Origin of the sequence: Pseudomonas sp. NPDC087614, from assembly GCF_044743485.1 — a bacterium.
Classification (GTDB): Bacteria; Pseudomonadota; Gammaproteobacteria; order Pseudomonadales; family Pseudomonadaceae; genus Aquipseudomonas; species Aquipseudomonas baetica_A.
In genome coordinates this window covers 22,896-37,913 of record NZ_JBIUWN010000035.1, presented here as the reverse complement: position 1 = coordinate 37,913, position 15,018 = coordinate 22,896, and the positions used below count along the sequence as shown (strand labels likewise).

The 15,018-nt window shown below is 59.9% G+C and carries 14 protein-coding genes; 5 read left to right on the top strand and 9 right to left on the bottom strand.

Annotated features, from left to right (window positions below; all coding sequences use genetic code 11):
* Both ACIOWA_RS14990 and ACIOWA_RS14985 read right to left on the bottom strand, forming a co-directional pair.
* The coding region (locus ACIOWA_RS14990) for a hypothetical protein (RefSeq protein WP_401160479.1) at window positions 1–636 on the bottom strand (636 nt) is incomplete at its 3' end.
* 334 nt (window positions 637–970) lie between these two features.
* Window positions 971–1,180, bottom strand: a complete 210-nt coding sequence (locus ACIOWA_RS14985) for a cold-shock protein (RefSeq protein ID WP_095189383.1) — start codon at window positions 1,178–1,180, stop codon at window positions 971–973.
* Window positions 1,181–1,418: 238 nt separating this feature from the next.
* On the opposite strand from ACIOWA_RS14985, the gene plsB reads away from it, so the two are divergent.
* From plsB to ACIOWA_RS14970, 3 genes are all read left to right on the top strand, one after another.
* Window positions 1,419–3,920: a glycerol-3-phosphate 1-O-acyltransferase PlsB gene (gene plsB, locus ACIOWA_RS14980; RefSeq protein ID WP_339494453.1), complete on the top strand. Its 2,502-nt coding sequence runs from the start codon at window positions 1,419–1,421 to the stop codon at window positions 3,918–3,920.
* Window positions 3,921–4,036: 116 nt separating this feature from the next.
* On the top strand, window positions 4,037–4,435 hold the full coding sequence (locus tag ACIOWA_RS14975) for a YbaY family lipoprotein (protein ID WP_221733955.1): 399 nt from the start codon (window positions 4,037–4,039) through the stop codon (window positions 4,433–4,435).
* A 27-nt stretch (window positions 4,436–4,462) separates the two neighbouring features.
* Window positions 4,463–5,152 (top strand): DUF4197 domain-containing protein, encoded by a 690-nt coding sequence (locus ACIOWA_RS14970; RefSeq protein ID WP_401160476.1) that lies wholly within the window; start codon window positions 4,463–4,465, stop codon window positions 5,150–5,152.
* Between the two features lie 575 nt (window positions 5,153–5,727).
* Here ACIOWA_RS14970 and ACIOWA_RS14965 read toward each other — a convergent pair.
* Entirely contained in the window at window positions 5,728–8,796 is a 3,069-nt protein-coding gene (locus ACIOWA_RS14965) for an efflux RND transporter permease subunit (protein ID WP_401160474.1), read from the bottom strand.
* Window positions 8,797–8,802: 6 nt separating this feature from the next.
* Window positions 8,803–9,915, bottom strand: a complete 1,113-nt coding sequence (locus tag ACIOWA_RS14960; protein ID WP_339430526.1) for an efflux RND transporter periplasmic adaptor subunit — start codon at window positions 9,913–9,915, stop codon at window positions 8,803–8,805.
* Between the two features lie 94 nt (window positions 9,916–10,009).
* Between ACIOWA_RS14960 and ACIOWA_RS14955 the strand changes: the two genes are divergently transcribed.
* Window positions 10,010–10,645 (top strand): TetR/AcrR family transcriptional regulator, encoded by a 636-nt coding sequence (locus ACIOWA_RS14955; RefSeq protein ID WP_401160471.1) that lies wholly within the window; start codon window positions 10,010–10,012, stop codon window positions 10,643–10,645.
* 60 nt (window positions 10,646–10,705) lie between these two features.
* Here ACIOWA_RS14955 and ACIOWA_RS14950 read toward each other — a convergent pair whose 3' ends face one another.
* Window positions 10,706–11,488, bottom strand: coding sequence for a class I SAM-dependent methyltransferase (locus ACIOWA_RS14950; protein ID WP_401160470.1), 783 nt, complete (start codon window positions 11,486–11,488; stop codon window positions 10,706–10,708).
* A 93-nt stretch (window positions 11,489–11,581) separates the two neighbouring features.
* Between ACIOWA_RS14950 and ACIOWA_RS14945 the strand changes: the two genes are divergently transcribed.
* A complete protein-coding gene (locus ACIOWA_RS14945; RefSeq protein WP_339430524.1) occupies window positions 11,582–12,202 on the top strand; it encodes an energy transducer TonB in 621 nt (206 codons plus the stop codon).
* A 3-nt stretch (window positions 12,203–12,205) separates the two neighbouring features.
* Here ACIOWA_RS14945 and ACIOWA_RS14940 read toward each other — a convergent pair whose 3' ends face one another.
* The 4 genes from ACIOWA_RS14940 to ACIOWA_RS14925 are packed head-to-tail and all read right to left on the bottom strand — an operon-like array spanning window position 12,206 to window position 14,923.
* Window positions 12,206–12,850, bottom strand: coding sequence for an extensin family protein (locus ACIOWA_RS14940; RefSeq protein ID WP_401160492.1), 645 nt, complete (start codon window positions 12,848–12,850; stop codon window positions 12,206–12,208).
* A 50-nt stretch (window positions 12,851–12,900) separates the two neighbouring features.
* Window positions 12,901–13,722 (bottom strand): isocitrate lyase/phosphoenolpyruvate mutase family protein, encoded by an 822-nt coding sequence (locus tag ACIOWA_RS14935; RefSeq protein WP_401160468.1) that lies wholly within the window; start codon window positions 13,720–13,722, stop codon window positions 12,901–12,903.
* 32 nt (window positions 13,723–13,754) lie between these two features.
* Entirely contained in the window at window positions 13,755–14,615 is an 861-nt protein-coding gene (locus tag ACIOWA_RS14930) for a DUF72 domain-containing protein (RefSeq protein WP_401160466.1), read from the bottom strand.
* Complete coding sequence (locus ACIOWA_RS14925; protein ID WP_339430521.1) at window positions 14,615–14,923, bottom strand: hypothetical protein; 309 nt, start codon at window positions 14,921–14,923, stop codon at window positions 14,615–14,617. The genes ACIOWA_RS14930 and ACIOWA_RS14925 overlap by 1 nt, the downstream gene beginning before the upstream one ends.
* Window positions 14,924–15,018 lie beyond the last annotated feature (95 nt).

Genomic DNA, 15,018 nt, shown 5'->3' with positions numbered 1-15,018 from the left:
TATCAGATTTCCGACACCGCCGACCTTGTAGGTGTAAGTCAGGTTGACCGTACGCCCCTTGTTTTCGCTGATCCAGGCTTTGGGCAACTTGAAGGTCAGCGTGCCCACGGTGGACACGGTCTGGATTGGCGCATCACGCAACGCCACACCGGTCAGGCGCACACCGACAGTATCCTTTGGCGCCAGGCTCGGATAACTGACCTGTACGTTGGCTTCGGTGCCGAGCGTATCGGCATTCAACTCTCCCGTCGGGGCTTCGACCACCTTGAACACACTCTGGCCCTGCGCGCTGACCACGCGGATGCTCAGTGGGGACGAGGTAATCAGATTTCCGACACCGCCGACCTTGTAGGTGTAAGTCAGGTTGACCGTACGCCCCTTGTTTTCGCTGATCCAGGCTTTGGGCAACTTGAAGGTCCGCGTGCCCACGGTGGACACGGTCTGGATTGGCGCATCACGCAACGCCACACCGGTCAGGCGCACACCGACGGTGTCCCTAGGCGCCTGACTCGGATAATTCACCTGAACAGTGGCCTCTGTGCCGAGGGTATCGACATTCAACTCGCCTCCCGGCGCGTCGACCACTTTGAATATCGCGGGCTGCGCCGCCGAAATACCTGATTCTTGTTGTGGCAATGCCAGACCTGTCATTGCGCGAGCGAGCGGTTCCGGAGAAGCATTTTCGGAGGTCGTCTGACCTGAGCACCCGAAAAGCCCCAAGACCAGCAAAATCGAAATACCTTTCCACATGACCGCTTTCCTCTCGCGTAGGTAGAGCCGCGAAAATACTGGCTCCAAGGCACGTTTTCGCGAAAGTAGCCGTGAGAACAAAAGCTGTCTACTGTCAGATCTGACAGGGTGTTTATTCATACAGCGCAGCGTTGGATGAGATTTCACACCCAAAAAAAGATCGCAGCCTGCAGCAGCTTTTGTAGTAGCTGCAGAAGGCTGCGATCTTTTGATCCTGGATTTACAGGCCTACAACATCCTCAGCCTGCAAACCCTTGTCACCTGTCACCACCGCATACTCAACCTGCTGACCTTCGGTCAGCGACCGATGCCCTTCGCCGCGAATCGCGCGGTAGTGCACGAACACGTCCACCCCGTCTTCGCGCTGAATGAAGCCGTAGCCCTTGGCGTCGTTGAACCACTTCACGTTTCCGGTTTCACGTGTTGCCATCTGTTCATACTCCTTTTTTATTATTGAACAGGCTTTTCGCAGGAAAGCCTTTGAGGAACGTCAGCCTGCGTCCGACGTCCATAAAAGGGCCCCGGCGACAGACCGCCGAGTATATGACAGGAGCGAAAAGTCTCAACAGGAGATTACTTCGCCGCTTTTTTGCCGATTTTCGATGAATCCGGCAAACTGTCGACCGCCCGAGCAAACGCTCGGTTTTATTCACTCACGCAGAAGCCGTATGACCCGTTCCCCGTTCCGCCGTCTTGTGTTTGGCACCTTGCGCCGACTGTTATACCTCTGGGTTCGCTCCGAGACGATCAATCAGTCGTCGTTCACCCTCAACCTCGACCGCAGTCGTCCGGTGTTCTACGTCCTGCAAAACCCATCGCTCACCGACTTGGCAGTGGTCGATACCGAGTGCACCAAGGCCGGCCTGCCTCGCCCGGTGCTGCCGGTGTCGATCGGATCGCTGATCGAACCGGCGGCGTTCTTTTACCTGACGCCAGACCCGGACTGGCTCGGCCGTCAGGACAAACGCGGCGCGCCGCCGACCCTGACCCGCCTGGTCAGCGCCCTCACCCAGAACGCCGCCGAAGATGCGCAAATCATCCCGGTCAGCGTGTTCTGGGGGCAGTCGCCGGACAGCGAGTCGAGCCCGTGGAAATTGTTGTTCGCCGACAGTTGGGCGGTCACAGGACGTCTGCGCCGGCTGCTGAGCATCATCGTGCTGGGGCGTAAAACCCGTGTGCAATTCTCTGCGCCGATCCACTTGCGCGAGCTGATCGAACACAACAAGGGCCACGAGCGCACCGTACGCATGGCCCAGCGCATCCTGCGCGTGCACTTTCGCAACCTCAAAGCGGCGGTGATCGGCCCGGACATTTCCCACCGCCGCAACCTCGTCAAAGGCCTGCTCAACCAGCCACTGGTCAAGCAAGCGATCCTTGATGAGGCCGAGCGCGAAAACATCTCCCCGGAAAAAGCCAAGGCCCAAGCCCTGCGCTACGGCAACGAGATCGCTTCGGACTACACCTACACCGCGATCCGCTTCCTCGAAGTGGTGCTGAGCTGGTTCTGGAACAAGATCTACGACGGCATCAAGGTCAACCACATCGAAGGCGTGCAGAAGGTCGCCCAGGGTCACGAAGTGATCTACGTGCCGTGCCACCGCAGCCACATCGACTACCTGCTGCTTTCGTATCTGCTGTTCCGCAACGGCCTGACCCCGCCGCACATCGCCGCCGGGATCAACCTCAACATGCCGGTGATCGGCAGCCTGCTGCGCCGTGGCGGTGCGTTCTTCATGCGCCGCACGTTCAAGGGCAATCCGCTGTACACCTCGGTGTTCAACGAATACCTGCACACCCTGTTCACCAAAGGCTTCCCGGTCGAGTACTTCGTCGAAGGCGGCCGCTCGCGCACCGGGCGCATGCTGCAACCGAAAACCGGGATGCTCGCGATTACGATGCGCAGCTTCCTGCGCTCCTCGCGCATGCCGATCGTGTTTGTGCCGGTGTACATCGGTTATGAACGCGTGCTGGAGGGCCGCACCTACCTGGGCGAACTGCGGGGTGCGAGCAAGAAGAAAGAGTCGATCTTCGACATCTTCAAAGTCATCGGCGCGCTCAAGCAACGTTTCGGTCAGGTGGCCGTCAACTTCGGCGAACCGATCAAACTGGCGCAATTCCTCGATGCCGAGCAACCGGGCTGGCGCCAACAGGAACTTGGCCCGCAGTACAAACCCGCGTGGCTCAACGCGACCACCCATCGCCTCGGAGAGAAAGTCGCCCAGCACCTCAACGAAGCGGCAGCGATCAACCCGGTCAACCTGGTGGCACTGGCGCTTCTGTCGACCAGCCGCCTGGCACTGGACGATCGGGCCATGGCGCGCGTGCTGGATCTGTATCTGGCCCTGCTGCGCAAAGTCCCGTACTCGCCACACACCACCCTGCCGGAAGGTGATGGCCGTGCGCTGATCGAGCATGTGAAGGACATGGACCTGCTGTCCGAGCAAAGCGATGCGCTGGGCAAGATCCTCTATCTGGACGAGCAGAACGCCGTCCTGATGACCTACTACCGCAACAACGTGCTGCACATCTTTGCCCTGCCGGCGCTGCTGGCGAGTTTCTTCCAGAGCACCTCGCGCATGAGCCGCGAACAGATCCTGCGCTACACCCGCGCGCTGTATCCGTACTTGCAGTCGGAGCTGTTCATCCGCTGGAGCCTGGACGAACTCGATGCCGTGGTCGATCAGTGGCTGGAAGCATTTGTCGAGCAAGGTCTGCTGCGTTTCGAGAAAGACGTCTACCTGCGTCCGGCGCCAAGTTCACGGCATTTCGTGTTGCTGACGCTGCTGTCGAAGAGCATTGCGCAGACCCTGCAACGTTTCTACATGACCGTGTCGCTGCTGCTCAACGCCGGCCAGAACGCCGTCAGCGCCGAAGAACTGGAAGACCTCTGCACGGTCATGGCTCAGCGCCTGTCGATCCTGCATGGCCTCAACGCCCCGGAGTTTTTCGACAAGAGCCTGTTCCGCCACTTCATCCAGACCCTGCTCGACCTCGACGTGCTGCGCCGCGACGAAGCGGGCAAATTGAGCTACCACGAACTGCTCGGCGAACTGGCCGAAGGTGCTGCCAAACGCGTGTTGCCGGCGGACATTCGTTTGTCGATCCGTCAGGTGGCGCTGCATCGCAGTGAAGATGCGGCCGACCAAGTCGCCACACCGCCCGAGACCTGATGAAAACCCTGTGGAAGCGGGCTTGCTCGCGAAAGCGGTTCAACATTCAACATCGCTGTTGAGTGTCACACCGCCTTCGCGAGCAAGCCCGCTCCCACAATGAAAGGAGATTTGCCATGAAAAAACTGACCATTCTCGCTGCCGCTGCCCTGCTCAGCGCCTGCCAATCGACCACTCCCGCCGGCAAGGTCAGCCTCGACGGCGAAGTGTTCTACCTGCAACGCATCGCCCTGCCACCGAGCGCAACGCTGAGCGTGAGCCTGCAAGACGTTTCACTGGCCGACGCCCCAGCCGTTGTACTCGATGAACAGAAAGGCCCGGTCAAAGGCCAAGTGCCGCTGCCGTTCCACTTGAGCTACGATCCGGCGCAGGTCAAACCCGGCCACCGTTACTCGGTCAGCGCACGCATTGAAGTGAACGGCGAACTGATGTTCATCACCACCGAAAACCATGCCGTGCAACTGGACGGCAACGATCCGCAGCCGCTTAAAATCCGCGTTGACGCCGCGCGTTAATTCATTTTCTGGAACAAGGAAGCCGCCATGCTCAGTCCCACCTTTCGCTTCGCCGGCCTGTGCGCAGGCCTGATGATCTGCGCCAGCGCCATGGCCCTGTCACTCAGCGACCTGTCACAAAACGACGCCACCGGCGGCCTCAAGGACGCCTTGACCCAAGGCGCACAACTGGCCGTCAAACAATTAGGTACCCCGGGCGGTTTCAGCAACAACCCGGACGTGAAAATCGAACTGCCGGGTAAACTCGGCAAAGTCGCCGGCAAGATGAAAGCCTTCGGCATGGGCGCCCAGGTCGAAGAACTGGAAACCGCGATGAACAAAGCCGCGGAAAGCGCCGTGACCCAGGCCCAGCCGATCCTCGTCGACGCCGTGAAAAAAATGAGCGTGGCCGACGCCAAAGGCATCCTCAGCGGCGGCAACGACTCGGCCACACAGTACCTGGACAAATCCAGCCGCGAACAGATCCGCGCCAAGTTCCTGCCAATCGTCAAACAAGCCACCGACAAGGTCGGCGTGGCGCAGAAATACAACACCTTCGCCGGCCAGGCCGCGGCCTTCGGCGTCGTCGACGCCAAGAGCGCCAACGTCGAAAACTACGTCACCGAGCAAGCACTTAACGGCCTGTTCGAGATGATCGGTAAACAGGAAGAAACCATCCGCAAAAACCCCGCCGCTGCTGCAACAAGTCTGGCGAAGAAGGTGTTTGGGACGCTGTAAGGTTCTGAACACCAAAAAGCCCGCTGAACGTCATACGTTCAGCGGGCTTTTTTGCAGGCGTCAGGTTTGCGGATCGACTTCGAGAAGTGCCAGCAGGCTGTCTCACACAATGGCATCGAGTGTCATCCGGTCGCAATCGGTCGGCTGTCAGGCCGCCATCGCTGGCAAACCCACACCGAAAAGCAAAAACACCACACACTAGCCCCGCGTCGCCCTTCACCACTCAACAGGATGAGCGTTAGCTCGGCTGCAGCTCTTGACGTACCGGCCCCTTCGGCAGGCTTCGTTTCGGGATTCATCCGGGGGTAGGCGCGCAGCGCCGTTCGACGAAGTCGAACACATCGAAAGGAGGTGCAGCGCAGCAAACCGGAGGCGATGCCCCCGGATGAAACCCGCAACGAAGGCACCCCGAGCCCCAGCGAGCGGGCCGTACGCCGGGGCCCAGCGTTTTGGTTCCTTTTGGGCGTTTGCAAAAGGGACTCGCTGTAAAAGCGAAACCGCCAGAGCCAGCACCCGAAGCAACGGATATTCACCAAGAACACCCACAGCATGGTCGGCCCAAAGGCCGCCAAGCCTCAAGCCTTCCGACGCACTCGGAACCAAGCCGCATACAACGCCGGCAAAAACAACAACGTCAGAGCCGTCGCCACAATCAACCCCCCCATGATCGCCACCGCCATCGGCCCAAAAAACACACTGCGCGACAACGGAATCATCGCCAGAACCGCCGCCAGAGCCGTCAACACAATCGGCCGAAAGCGCCGCACGGTAGCCTCGATAATCGCCTGCCAAGGCCTGAGCCCCGAGGCAATATCCTGCTCGATCTGATCCACCAGAATCACCGAATTACGCATGATCATCCCCGACAGCGCAATCGTCCCCAACATCGCCACAAATCCGAACGGCTGCCGAAACACCATCAAAAACAGCACCACCCCGATCAACCCCAACGGCGCCGTCAAAAACACCATCGCCGTGCGCGAAAAACTGCGCAGTTGCACCATCAGCAACGTCAGCACAACGACAATGAACATCGGCACCCCGGCGTTCACCGACTTCTGCCCCCGCTGCGAATCCTCCACCGTCCCACCGACATCCAGCAGATAACCGTCCGGCAACTCGGCACGAATCGAATCCAGCGTCGGCAGGATCTGTTTCACCAACGTCGCCGGTTGCTCCCTGTCATAAATGTCCGCGCGCACCGTCACGTTCGGCAGGCGGTTACGGTGCCAGATGATGCCTTCCTCAAAGCCGTATTCCAGCGTGGCCACTTGCGACAACGCGACGCTGCGGCCGTTGTCAGTCGGCACTGCCAGGCTCGGCAACAGCGACAGCTCAGTGCGCTCATGCACCGTGCCGCGCAGCAGAATCTCGATCAACTCGTTGTCTTCGCGATATTGGCTGACACTCGACCCGGTCAACGAACTCTGGAGGAATTTGGCCAGACTGGCCGTGCTCACCCCAAGTGCCCGAGCGCGATCCTGATCGATGTTCAGGTAGATCACTTTGCTCGGTTCTTCCCAGTCCAGATGCACGTTGACCACATGGGGATTCTCGCGCACCTTGGCCGCCACCTTGCGGGCAAGCGCACGAACTTCTTCGATGTGCTCACCCGTGACGCGAAACTGCACCGGATACCCCACGGGCGGACCATTTTCCAGACGTGTCACCCGCGAACGCAGCGCCGGAAACTGTTCGTTGAGCGTATCGATCAACCAGGTTCGCAGCGCTTCACGCTCTTCGATATTTTTGGCCAACACCACAAACTGGGCGAAGCTCGCCGCAGGCAGTTGCTGGTCCAGCGGCAAATAGAAACGCGGCGAACCGGTGCCGACATAGGCCACATAGTTATCGATGCCGGCATGCTCCTTGAGTATCGCTTCAAGCCGCTTGACCTCACCGGTGGTATTGGCCAACGAAGCGCCCTCGGCGAGTTTCAGATCGACCATCAATTCCAGTCGATTTGAGGCGGGGAAGAACTGCTGCGGCACGAAGCGGAACAACATCACCGACGCGATAAACAGCCCCAACGTCAGCACGATCACGGTTTTACGATGGACCACACACCACTCCACCAGACGTCGAACGCGCTGATAGAACGGTGTGCCATAAGGGTCCGACTGACCGTCCCCGGCGCCGTGTTTGGCGGCATGAATTTTCGCCAGGTCCGGCAGCAGTTTTTCACCCAGATACGGCACGAACACCACCGCTGCCACCCACGAAGCAAGCAGCGCGATGGTCACCACCTGGAAAATAGAGCGGGTGTACTCACCGGTGCCGGACTGCGCCGTGGCAATCGGCAGAAAGCCTGCGGCGGTAATCAGCGTTCCGGTGAGCATGGGGAACGCGGTGCTGGTCCAGGCGTAGCTCGCGGCCTTGATCCGGTCGAAGCCCTGTTCCATTTTGATCGCCATCATCTCCACGGCAATGATCGCGTCGTCCACCAGCAAGCCCAGCGCCAGAACCAGCGCACCGAGGGAGATTTTGTGCAGGCCGATACCCAGGTAATACATGCAGGCAAAGGTCATCGCCAAGACCAGCGGAATGGTCAGCGCCACGACCATGCCGGTGCGCACGCCCAAGGAGAAGAAGCTCACCAGCAACACAATCGCCAGCGCCTCGACCAACACCTGGACAAACTCGCCAACCCCGGTTTTCACTGCTGCCGGTTGGTCAGACACCTTGCGCAGTTGCATACCGGCCGGGAGGTTTTTCTGGATACGCGAGAACTCGCCTTCCAGCGCCTTACCCAGTACCAGAATGTCACCGCCGCCCTTCATCGCAACCGCCAGGCCGATCGCATCTTCGCCCATGAAGCGCATGCGCGGCGCCGGCGGATCGTTGAATCCACGCCGCACGTCGGCGACATCGCAGATACGGAACGTGCGATCACCGACCCGGATGGGGAAGTTCCTGATCTCATCGACCGTCTGAAAATTCCCCGAAACCCTTAGCTGCAAGCGCTCGGTAGGCGTCTCAAAGAAACCCGCCGTGGACACCGCATTCTGTTCCTCCAGCGCCTGTTGCACCGCCGCCAGCGGTAAACCGAGGGTGGCGAGTTTGACGTTCGACAGCTCGACCCAGATTTTCTCGTCCTGCAAACCGAGCAAATCGACCTTGCCGACATCCTTTACCCGTTGCAGCTGGATCTGGATGCGATCGGCGTAATCCTTGAGCACGGCGTAGTCGAAACCGTCGCCGGTCAGCGCGTAGATATTGCCGAAGGTCGTGCCAAATTCATCGTTGAAAAACGGCCCCTGAATGCCCGGCGGCAGCGTCTGGCGGATGTCGCTGATTTTCTTGCGTACCTGATACCAGAGATCGGGAATCTCCACCGAATGCATCGAGTCGCGCGCAATGAAGGTGACTTGAGACTCACCAGGACGGGAGAACGAAACAATGCGCTCGTACTCACCGGTTTCCATCAGTTTCTTTTCGATGCGTTCAGTGACCTGCCGTGAGACTTCCTGCGCGGTCGCCCCTGGCCAACGGGTTTGAATCACCATGGCCTTGAAGGTGAACGGCGGGTCTTCACTTTGGCCGAGTTTGGTGTAGGACAACGCACCGACGATGGCCAGCAAAAGCATCAGGAACAGTACGATCTGGCGATTACGCAGCGCCCATTCGGAAAGGTTGAAGCGCATCGGGACTTACTCCTTGTCCGCCAGATTGACCACACGGTTGGAACGATCCACGGGGCGCACTTGCTGCCCTTCGAGGAGCACATGCACGCCGGCAGCCACGACCCAGTCGCTGGCGTTGAGGCCTTCGAGCACCGGCACGGTTTTTTCACCGAATGGGCCGACTCGCACCGGGGTCTTCTTCAAGGTGTTATTGGCGCTGACGACCCAGACGTAGGTCGCACCGTTCTCGGCGGTCAGTGCCGAAAGCGGCACCGATAGCGATGCGGTATTGGCTGATTGCACGAACACACGCGCACTCTGGCCGAGTTCGGCCGGGACTTTGCCACTGGTGAAAGAGATACGGGCAGCGAAGGTGCGGGATTTGGGATCGGCGGATGGCGACAGCTCACGAATCTGCCCGGCGAAGCGCTGGTTCTGCTGCGTCCAGAGCTCTACGGTAACCGGCTGACCGACCTTGAACCTGCCAAAACTCTGTTCCGGCAGGCTGATCAGCACTTCACGCTCACCATCGGCGGCGAGTGTAAACACCGTCTGCCCTGCGGCGACCACCTGCCCCACTTCCACCGAGCGCTTGGCAACCACACCGTCCTGGGGCGCACGCAACACGGCGTAACTGGCCTGATTGGTCGAAACGTTGAATTGGGCTTTGATCTGTTTGAGGCGGGCTTCGCCGGAGCGATAAAGGTTTTCGGCGTTGTCGTAGGCCGAGCGGCTGACCATCTGCCGATCCATCAGCGTCTTGTAGCGGTCACGTTCGGCGCGCACCAGAGTGAGATTGGCCTCAGCGGCAGAGACTTGGGCGCGAGTCGCTTCCAGTTGCAGGCGTACGTCCTGGGGATCAAGTTCGGCGAGCGGCTGATCGGCCTTCACGCGCTGACCTTCCTCGACCAGTCGTCGGCTGACTTTTCCACCGATGCGGAACGCCAGATCAGGTTCGTAACGGGCGCGCACTTCGCCCGGATAGCTTTCCATCTTCTGCGCCGAAGGCTCTGGCTGCACCACCATCGCCGGTCGCACGGTAACGGGCGCTGCCTCTTCCTGGCCACATGCGGACAGTAAAAAAACCAGGCTGACTGGCAACGCAAATGGCCACGTGAGGTGCAGTGCATGGCGGGACATGGTGACGGACCTTTCGCTAATGGTGCTTGGAATAATTATACTGGCCGGTATGTTATTAATAGCAAACTCACCAGTCCAGTAATAAAAGCGAAGAATGTCGAACAATCTTGCAGTTCCAAACGGCCCGGGCCGCCCCAAGGATCTGGCCAAACGTCAGGCGATTCTCGATGCGGCGAAAATTCTGTTTCTGAGTCATGGCTATGCCAACACCAGCATGGACGCGGTGGCCGCCGAGGCCGGCGTGTCGAAGCTGACGGTCTACAGCCATTTCACCGATAAGGAGACACTGTTCTCCGCCGCCGTGGTGGCCAAATGCGAGGAACAATTACCGCCGTTGTTCTTCGAATTGCCGGACGGCATTGCCGTGGAAAATGTGTTGCTGAACATTGCCCGGGGCTTTCATCACCTGATCAACAGCGATGAATCGGTGAATCTGCATCGCCTGATCATGGCACTGGGCGCGCAGGATCCAAAACTGTCGCAGATTTTCTTTGAGGCCGGCCCCGAGCGCATGGTGCAAGGGATGGAGCGGCTGTTGACGCAGATCCACGAAAGCGGCGCGCTGAACATCGACCTGCCGCGTAACGCGGCTGAGCATTTCTTCTGCCTGATCAAGGGCGCGGGCAATTTTCGCTTGTTGTATGGCTGTGGGGAGCCGTTGACTGACGAGGCGGCGCAGAGCCATGTGCAGGAAGTCGTGGGATTGTTTATGCGGGCGTATCGGCCCTGAGTTTTGCGCTGTATTGGCCGGCCCCATCGCTAGCAGGCTAGCGATGGCAGCGACGCGGTCTTAAGCCTTGAGCGCCTTCTTCGGGTAAATGTCATACCGGCTGGACTTGCCATCCAGCGCATGACTCGGCTTCGGCCCGTCGATGCACGGCGCCTTGCGCGGCCGCTTGACCACCACCCGGTGCGTGGCCAGTGCCAACGCCGCTTCAAGCAACGCCGGTGCATCCGGATCATCGCCAACCAGCGGCCGGAACAGGCGCATTTCCTTCTTCACCAACGCGGTTTTCTCCCGATGCGGGAACATCGGATCAAGGTAGATCACTTGCGGCGGCTCGCCCTCCCAGTGGCGCATGACCTCGATGGAGTTGCCCTTGAGCAACTTCATCCGCGCCACAATCGGCGCCACGTCGAAATCTTCCGCCGCGCGCGCCAGGCCATCCTCCAGCAACGCACCGATCAGCGGCTGGCGCTCGATCAGGCTCATCTCGCAGCCCAGACTCGCCAGCACGAACGCATCCTTGCCCAGCCCTGCTGTGGCATCCAACACCCGCGGGCGCACACCTTGGGCAATGCCGACAGCCTTGGCGATCATCTGCCCGCTGCCACCGCCGTATAAACGACGATGCGCCGCACCGCCCTCGACAAAGTCCACGCGCACAGGCCCCGGCGCATCCGGCCCCAGTTGCTGGAGTTGCAAACCCTGCTCGCCGACCTGCAAGGCAAACTCGCCATCAGCCACTTGCAACGGCAGGCCCAGACGCTTGGCCCACTGCTCGGCCTGCGCTTCAAACGTCGGGCCAAGGGCCTGGACATGGATGCGGCAGGCCGCGGGTTGCTCAATCATGGAAAACACGCTCAAAAAAGTTAAGGATCGGCAGAAACCGCCGATAACCCAATCAACGCGCATTTTGCCAGAGCTGAGCGTCAACCGAAAAAAATGTCAGGCATTCTTCCCACATCGATTGGCTACATTTCGCCCCATGGCGATTTCAGCCGTCAAAATACTCAAGCACTGAGCGGCGTCAGTCACCTGTGGCAGGATTTCTTTGCCCAGGCCCTGGCCGAACAGACGAGTGAAGTGGTGCCCGCCTGCGGCACGTTTCCACCGGTTGACCTGAACAGCCCTGAAGAGCCGACCCTGGGCAGCGAACTGCACGCGCATATCGTCAGCCAGCGTGAATGCGAAGTCGTTGAAACCGAAGTGCGTCCGCCGGAGCCGCTGTTCCTGCCAATCGCCGAGTTCGAAATGGAACTGGCCGACAAGCCATTCCCACCGTTCCCGCCGGAAGAAATCAAAGCTCAGCAAGAGCAGCAGGATTTCGACAGCAGTTGGGTTCGCCCGATCGTGATCAACAATGGTCAGCCAATTCCGGAGCCAGGCGCTGCGCCGCACAAGCGTCCACTGTACTTGCCGATTGCCGAGTTCGATCTGGACTTGCTGGACAAGCCATTCCCGCCGTTCTCGCCGCAAGAAATCGCCGAACAGCAAAAGGCGCTGGACTTCGATAACGGCTGGGCACGCCCGATCGTTTTGCAGAACCTGCGCATCGCCGCCTAAGCCTCAGCGACACACGCTCCAGCGCCCGATATCGACATGAAAATGATTGCGATGCGCCGCGTTGTAATCCGGGCTCAACACCACACTGAATGCCTGGCACGCGCCATCACGCACCTGACGCAGAAACTGTGCGTCCTGATTCTGCTTGGGCCAATCCTTTAGCACGCTGACACGGCGACCGCTCGCCAGACGAAAACCGGCGATATCCAGCGCATCGGCACTGGCATGCCGGCTGAGCGCGCCGCTCTCGCGGTTGTAGAGATTGCGGCAGGCGAAACTGCCGAGGTGATCCAGGCGTGCGACGTTCTCGCCGTAAACGGCCTGCGCGGCGGGTTGCAGGGTGTGTCGCTCGAACATCGCGTAAGCCACCGCCAACGGGCAACTGGCGAGGAAGCTGCTGCTCAGGGCCACCTCTGCACCCTGAACGCGCAAGGCGCCAATCAGCGGGCACTTGGCGTCGGGGCTGTCCGCTTGGCTCGTCACGCGCAACGCCGAGCTGGCCAGTGCTTGCGCACACAGCTCTGGGTCACCGCGCAAGCGCATCAGCTTGTAACCGGTCAGCCAATTGGGCGCGGCCTTTACATCCAGCGGCGCCCACGGGTTCCACTCGGGCGGCACTGGCAGCCAACCACGCCAGACACTGACCATGGCGCCGACAATGACCAGCAGCACAGCCCATGGAATCCATCGCACCCTGTTCAGCCTTTGAAAAACTGATTGGCCTTGGCGTAAGGCATCGACTGCGACGTAAAACCGAATGTGCCCGATTGCTGGATTTCTTCAGCCGCACGGAAGAATTCGCCGAACGCGGCCAGGGCCAATGCCGAACCGGTACTGATCCGCCGCACACCGATGTCTTCCAGTTGCTGCACCGTCATCTTCAGCCCGCCGGACATCAGGACGTTGACCGGTTTGGGGGCCACCGCACGCACCACCGCCAGCACTTCGTCAGCATTGCGCAAGCCGGGCGCATACAGCACGTCGGCGCCTGCCTCGGCAAAAGCCTGCAAGCGGCGGACGGTGTCATTGATATCGGGATTGCCGTGCAGATAGTTTTCCGCACGGGCCGTCAGGGTGAAGGGAAACGGCAACGTGCGTACGGCAGCGACGGCGGCTTCGACGCGCGCCACGGCGTGTTCAAAGCAATAGATCGGGGCGTCTTCACGGCCGGTGGCGTCTTCGATTGAGGCGCCTACCGCGCCCGCTTCGGCTGCGCGCAGCAAGCTTTGGGCGCATTCGACCGGGTCATCGGCGAAACCGTTTTCCAGATCCACCGCTACCGGCAAATCGGTGGCTGCGATAATCGCGCGGACATTCGCCAACGTCTCATCGAGACTCAAAGCACCATCGGCTTTGCCCTGGGAAAATGCGTAACCGGCGCTGGTCGTCGCCAGTGCCTGATAGCCAAGGCTGGCGAGCATCTTCGCTGAACCGGCGTCCCACGGATTGGGAATAACGAAAATCCCCGGGCGTTCATGCAGGGCTTTGAAGGCGTGGGCTTTGCGGGTTTGCGCGTCCATTGGCAGCTCCGGGGCAGATGAATAAACCCGCCTCAGAGCAGGCCAAGTTGCTCCGCGGCGGGTTCTCTGTATAGCTCAGGCAGCGATGGCAAGCCAGGCAAACGTTGCATCAGTTGTACATGAAAACGTTGCGCCAACTTCGCCGCCAGCAGGTTGTCGGCAGTGTGCAGGAAGATGTATGGCGTGCGGCCTTCTTCTATCCACTCGGCGATTTTCGCCACCCACGGCACCAGGAACGCATCGTTGGCCTCAAGCTCGGGATGACCAATAAAGCGCACTTGCGGGAACTGCGTGAACGCCGCTGGACGCGTCGGCACACGCGGCTTTTTCGATTGGGCGTGAATCACCGAAGACTCGGTCGACAGGCAACTGAACAGCGCTCGCGGGTCGAGACAGATACGCTCAACCCCACGATCGAGCAGCAGCCGATTGAGCAGGCGCTCGCTCTCGCCCTTGGCGAAGAACTGCTCATGCCGCACCTCAACCGCCAGCGGGCAGTCCAGCGCATCGATAAACGCCGCCAACTCCGGCAACCGATGCGGCGTGAAGCTTTTCGACAATTGCAGCCACAGCGGCGAGACACGCTCGCCGAGGGGTTTGAGTAACTGCAGGAAGGTTTCGGCGGCGGTCAGTTGCTCGCGCAGGTCACCGCTGTGGCTAATGTCGCCGGGGAACTTGGCAGTGAAGCGAAAGTGTTCAGGCATGACGTCGGCCCAACGCTGCACAGTGGCCGGCGAAGGACTGGCGTAGAAGGTCGTGTTGCCTTCCACGGCGTTGAACACTTGGCAATAGAGGCTGAGGAAATCAGAGGTTTTGGCGTCTTCCGGATACAGATACTCGCGCCAGGCGTTTTCGCTCCAGGACGGGCAACCGAGGTAGTAAGGCAGAGCCATCAGATGTAAAGGTCGAGGCCCAGCACGTCCGCATCCCAATCGACAAAACCGGCAGTGCTCAGGTAGCTGGCCAAGGCCATGGCTACGCTTTTCTTCATCGCACGGTGGTAGATCATGTCTTGCTGACGGGCAGGCAGATTGCTCAAGCGTTGCGCAGAGGCTTTGGCAGCACGGGCGGCCAGTTGCTCTTCGGTGGGGAATTCCAACTCGCCGTCGATATCGTCGACGGTTTCTTCCTGCGCCACATTGCCTTTGCGAGGCTTGCGCTTGATGGGGTAGGACTGAGAGGAAACGCCGTCTATACGCATAAATTCATGCTCGGTATCAATGATGGCAATTTAGCGGCACTTGACCGACTTAGCAAACTGCCGAGTGATAACTAGAACACATAAAGCGCAAAAGG

Coding starts and splice junctions, on each gene's coding strand:
- ACIOWA_RS14975 (WP_221733955.1), top strand. CDS start 4,037: ATGAAAAAACTGACCATTCTCGCTGCCGCTGCCCTGCTCAGCGCCTGC.
- ACIOWA_RS14955 (WP_401160471.1), top strand. CDS start 10,010: ATGTCGAACAATCTTGCAGTTCCAAACGGCCCGGGCCGCCCCAAGGAT.
- plsB (WP_339494453.1), top strand. CDS start 1,419: ATGACCCGTTCCCCGTTCCGCCGTCTTGTGTTTGGCACCTTGCGCCGA.
- ACIOWA_RS14985 (WP_095189383.1), bottom strand. CDS start 1,180: ATGGCAACACGTGAAACCGGAAACGTGAAGTGGTTCAACGACGCCAAG.
- ACIOWA_RS14940 (WP_401160492.1), bottom strand. CDS start 12,850: ATGGTCAGTGTCTGGCGTGGTTGGCTGCCAGTGCCGCCCGAGTGGAAC.
- ACIOWA_RS14945 (WP_339430524.1), top strand. CDS start 11,582: ATGTCAGGCATTCTTCCCACATCGATTGGCTACATTTCGCCCCATGGC.
- ACIOWA_RS14960 (WP_339430526.1), bottom strand. CDS start 9,915: ATGTCCCGCCATGCACTGCACCTCACGTGGCCATTTGCGTTGCCAGTC.
- ACIOWA_RS14950 (WP_401160470.1), bottom strand. CDS start 11,488: ATGATTGAGCAACCCGCGGCCTGCCGCATCCATGTCCAGGCCCTTGGC.
- ACIOWA_RS14935 (WP_401160468.1), bottom strand. CDS start 13,722: ATGGACGCGCAAACCCGCAAAGCCCACGCCTTCAAAGCCCTGCATGAA.
- ACIOWA_RS14965 (WP_401160474.1), bottom strand. CDS start 8,796: ATGCGCTTCAACCTTTCCGAATGGGCGCTGCGTAATCGCCAGATCGTA.
- ACIOWA_RS14925 (WP_339430521.1), bottom strand. CDS start 14,923: ATGCGTATAGACGGCGTTTCCTCTCAGTCCTACCCCATCAAGCGCAAG.
- ACIOWA_RS14970 (WP_401160476.1), top strand. CDS start 4,463: ATGCTCAGTCCCACCTTTCGCTTCGCCGGCCTGTGCGCAGGCCTGATG.
- ACIOWA_RS14930 (WP_401160466.1), bottom strand. CDS start 14,615: ATGGCTCTGCCTTACTACCTCGGTTGCCCGTCCTGGAGCGAAAACGCC.